The 3,542-nt window shown below is 63.5% G+C and carries 5 protein-coding genes; 3 read left to right on the top strand and 2 right to left on the bottom strand.

Features of this window, described 5'->3' with window-relative positions:
* Both EN991_RS27980 and EN991_RS27975 read left to right on the top strand, forming a co-directional pair.
* On the top strand, positions 1-944 hold a 944-nt coding region (locus EN991_RS27980; RefSeq protein ID WP_206519267.1), incomplete at its 5' end, for a methylmalonyl-CoA mutase family protein.
* 131 nt (positions 945-1,075) lie between these two features.
* Positions 1,076-1,228: a hypothetical protein gene (locus tag EN991_RS27975; RefSeq protein ID WP_244514279.1), complete on the top strand. Its 153-nt coding sequence runs from the start codon at positions 1,076-1,078 to the stop codon at positions 1,226-1,228.
* 32 nt (positions 1,229-1,260) lie between these two features.
* Here the strand turns inward: EN991_RS27975 and greA are convergent, their stop codons facing one another.
* Positions 1,261-1,734, bottom strand: coding sequence for a transcription elongation factor GreA (greA, locus tag EN991_RS27970; protein WP_013532674.1), 474 nt, complete (start codon positions 1,732-1,734; stop codon positions 1,261-1,263).
* 121 nt (positions 1,735-1,855) lie between these two features.
* Here greA and EN991_RS27965 point away from each other — a divergent pair, with 121 nt between their 5' ends.
* Positions 1,856-3,232: a TIGR03808 family TAT-translocated repetitive protein gene (locus EN991_RS27965; RefSeq protein ID WP_127366669.1), complete on the top strand. Its 1,377-nt coding sequence runs from the start codon at positions 1,856-1,858 to the stop codon at positions 3,230-3,232.
* Here EN991_RS27965 and EN991_RS27960 read toward each other — a convergent pair.
* Positions 3,225-3,542, bottom strand: a 318-nt coding sequence (locus EN991_RS27960; protein WP_206519266.1) for an asparaginase, incomplete at its 5' end; no start/stop codon positions are given. The two genes, EN991_RS27965 and EN991_RS27960, sit on opposite strands and share 8 nt — an antisense overlap.

Below are 3,542 nucleotides of genomic sequence, written 5' to 3'. Positions count from 1 at the left end.
CCTATCTTGAACGGCTGACGCATGATCTGGCGGCGCGCGCGCTTGCCCATATCGAGGAGGTCGAGGCGCTCGGCGGCATGGCGGCGGCGACCGAACAGGGCATTCCCAAGCTGCGCATCGAGGAAGCTGCCGCGCGCACGCAGGCGCGGATCGATTCCGGCGAGCAGATGCTGGTCGGCGTCAACGCCCATCGGCCCGAGACCGACATCGAGGTCGACGTGCTGAAGATCGACAATGCCGAGGTCAGGGCCCGGCAATTGTCGAAGCTGCAACGGCTGAAGGGCACGCGCGACGTCGCCGCCGTCGAAAGCGCACTCGATGCGCTGACCCGTGCCGCGCAAGGCAATGAAAACCTGCTGGAATTCGCCATCCGAGCCGCGCGCGCCAATGCAACGGTCGGCGAGATTTCATTCGCGTTGGAAAGGGCGTTTGGGCGCCACGTCGCTACGGTGCAGACCATTTCCGGCATCTATCGCAAGGCGCTTGGCGATCATCCCGTGGTCGACGGGCTGCAGGACAAGCTTGACGCCTTCGAGAAGAAGACCGGCGGCAAGCCGCGCATTCTCGTCGCCAAGATGGGCCAGGACGGCCACGACCGTGGCCAGAAGGTCATCGCTACGGCCTTCGCCGATCTCGGCTTCGACGTCACCGTCGGCGCGATGTTCCAGACACCGGATGAGATCGCCAGGCTGGCGGTCGCACAGGACGTCCACATCGTCGGCGCCTCGTCGCTGGCGGCGGGACATCTGACGCTGATCCCCGAACTGCGCGACGCGCTGAAGAAGCTCGGTCGCGGCGACATGCTGATCGTGGCCGGCGGCGTCATCCCACCGCAGGACTATGACGCGGTGCGGCAAGCCGGCGCTGCCGAGATCTTCCCGCCGGGCACAGTCATTCCAGAGGCAGCGGATCGCCTGCTGGACCGGCTGCTGGCCACGGACTAGGACTGCTGCATCTCTGAAAAGGTTGTGCTAGACTGACACTGCAACCAAGGTGCGGTAACCGTGAAGACGACCATCCACAAGCTCGACGACGGATCAGATGCCCTGATCTTGCCACGGGAATGCTGGACAGCTTGAATCTGCAATCGGGCGATCAGCTCCAGATCATCGAAACTGATCACGGCATCATTTTAAGACCGGTGGCCGACAGGTTCGAACGGCAGATGAAGGCCGCGCGCGAGGTCATGGACAAATATCGGGTCGGGCTTCAGAAACTCGCCAAATGACGCGCCAATCAGTGCGGCGGATTTGAGACGTCCTAGCTCTCGGAGAGCTTGACGATTTCCCATTCCTTGCCGTTGACGCTGGCCAAGTCGCCGATCTTCTTGCCGAACAGGGCGACAGCCATTGGCGAAACATGCGAAATGCTGCCCTTGGTGGGATCAGCCTCGTCCTCGCCGACGATCTTCCAATGCACCTTCTTGCCGTCATCGCTCTCGATCGTGACGCCCATGCCGAAGCGCACAACGTCACTGCCCGGCTCCGGCACCGAGAGTTCGGCGCTTTCGCGCCGGGCGGTCCAGTAACGCAGATCGCGCGACACGACCGCTATGCGCTCGCGGTCGGCTTTGCGTTCGGCCTTCGCCAGTATGTCGCGCAGATCGGCCAGATTTTCCTCGATCTGCGCCAGGCCGCGTTCCGTCACCAGATTGCGATGCTGGCTGACCGGCCGCTCACCGACACCGGCGATGGCATTTTCGCTGTCTTCCTCGCGGGTGAAAGCTCTGCTCATTTCCTGAACTTAGGCCCGCAGAGGCTGCTCGACAAGCCATTGTCGTTTCCGTCCAGAGGAGAGGCAAACCGTCTGGCACGATTCCTGCGACGCCAAGGTTGAACGCTGGGATTCTGTGCCGATGTTGAACAGACGAACGCTGCTGACTGGAACCGCCGGCTTTGCCGTCATGGGCCTTGCGCTCGGCAAGGCGGTAGCCGCAAGCTTGAGCGGCATCGAGAAAGCCTCGATGCGCGGCTCGATCAATGCCACCGAACTCGGCGTGCAGCCCGGCACATCAGACGATCAGAGCAAGGCCTTCGCCAAACTGCTGCGTGACGCAAACAGCCGCGACATGCCGGTGTTCCTGCCGCCCGGCACCTATGTCGTCTCCAATCTTTCGCTGCCCGGCCGCGTACGTCTTTCCGGCGTGCCGGGCGCGACGCGCATCGTTTACGGCGGTGACGGCCACCTGTTCATGGCCGAACAGGCCGACCATATCGAACTTAGCGGACTGGTCTTCGATGGTGCGAACCGCGCGATGGGCGATTACACGCAAGGGCTGCTCGATCTGCGCCGTGTCGCGCACCTCGCCATCGACAATTGCCAGATCACCGGCAGCGGCAAGAACGGGCTGGCGCTGGAACACGCGATCGGCCGGATCGAGCGCTGTGAGATATCGGGCGCCGCCGATGCCGGCATCTATTCGGTCGAAGCCGGCGGGCTGGCCATCACGGGCAACACCGTTTCCGACTGCGCCAATGGCGGCATCCTCGTACACCGCTGGCAGGTGGCCGAAGACGGCACCATGGTCACCGGCAACCGCGTCCAAGGGATCCAGGCACGCAGCGGCGGAACCGGGCAGAACGGCAACGGCATCAATGCCTTTCGCGCCGGCAATGTCGTCATCTCGGGCAACATCGTCTCGGACTGCGTCTTCTCGGCCATCCGCGCCAACAGCGCCAGCAACCTGCAGATATCGGGCAACACCTGCTCGCGCTCTGGCGAAACGGCGATCTATTCCGAGTTCTCGTTCGAAGGCGCCATCATCAGCAACAACATCGTCGACGGCGCCGCCAACGGCATCTCGATCGTCAATTTCAACGAAGGCGGCCGCATGGGCGTCTGTTCCGGCAACATCGTGCGCAATCTGTCGACCAGCGGCCCCTACCCCGCCGACTCGCCGGGATTTGGCGTCGGCATCGGCGTTGAGGCCGACACCACCGTTTCCAACAATGTCATCGAGAACGCGCCACTCTATGGCATGCAGATCGGCTGGGGCCCGTACCTGCGCAATGTCGTCGCCACCGGCAACATCATCCGCAAGGCAGGAACCGGGATCGTCGTATCCGTGGTCGAGGGCGCCGGTACGGCCGTCATTTCAGACAATGTCATCGACGGCGCGCTGAACGGTGCGGTTGTCGGCCAGCGCTGGGCGGAGCCCGCGACAGGCGATCTCGCCTCGTCAAACGGTAGCGGCTACGCGCATCTGACCGTCGAGCGCAATCACGTCACTTGAGAGTTGCCGTCGGCCTCAGCGCTCCGACTTTGGCACCGTTGCGATTTTCAATGGGCGCGTTTGCCAATTCGAGCAGCTTCGCCGCCAAGGCCTCGTCGGCACGCAACAGTTTGGCAAGGACGGCGGCAACCATGGCTTCGCCGGCGCGGCCGGCGCCATCATCGCATTTGAGTGCGATGCCGAGGCCAAGTTCCGGAATTGCGGCACAATGGACGCCTTCGGCGCCGCCCTTCGTGAAAATCCGCCCTGGTGCGGCCTCCATCAACGCGACGTCTTCGCGGCCGCTGCCGGAAACGAAGAAGGGCTCGGC

The organism is Mesorhizobium sp. M7A.F.Ca.US.005.03.2.1 (genome assembly GCF_003997795.1).
Classification (GTDB): domain Bacteria; phylum Pseudomonadota; class Alphaproteobacteria; order Rhizobiales; family Rhizobiaceae; genus Mesorhizobium; species Mesorhizobium ciceri.
Note: the sequence above shows the minus strand (reverse complement) of the source record. Positions and strands in the feature narration are given on the sequence as shown.

What these genes read in the sequence shown, in the direction of transcription:
- EN991_RS27965 (WP_127366669.1), top strand. Translation starts at nt 1,856, where the DNA reads ATGTTGAACAGACGAACGCTGCTGACTGGAACCGCCGGCTTTGCCGTC.
- greA (WP_013532674.1), bottom strand. Translation starts at nt 1,734, where the DNA reads ATGAGCAGAGCTTTCACCCGCGAGGAAGACAGCGAAAATGCCATCGCC.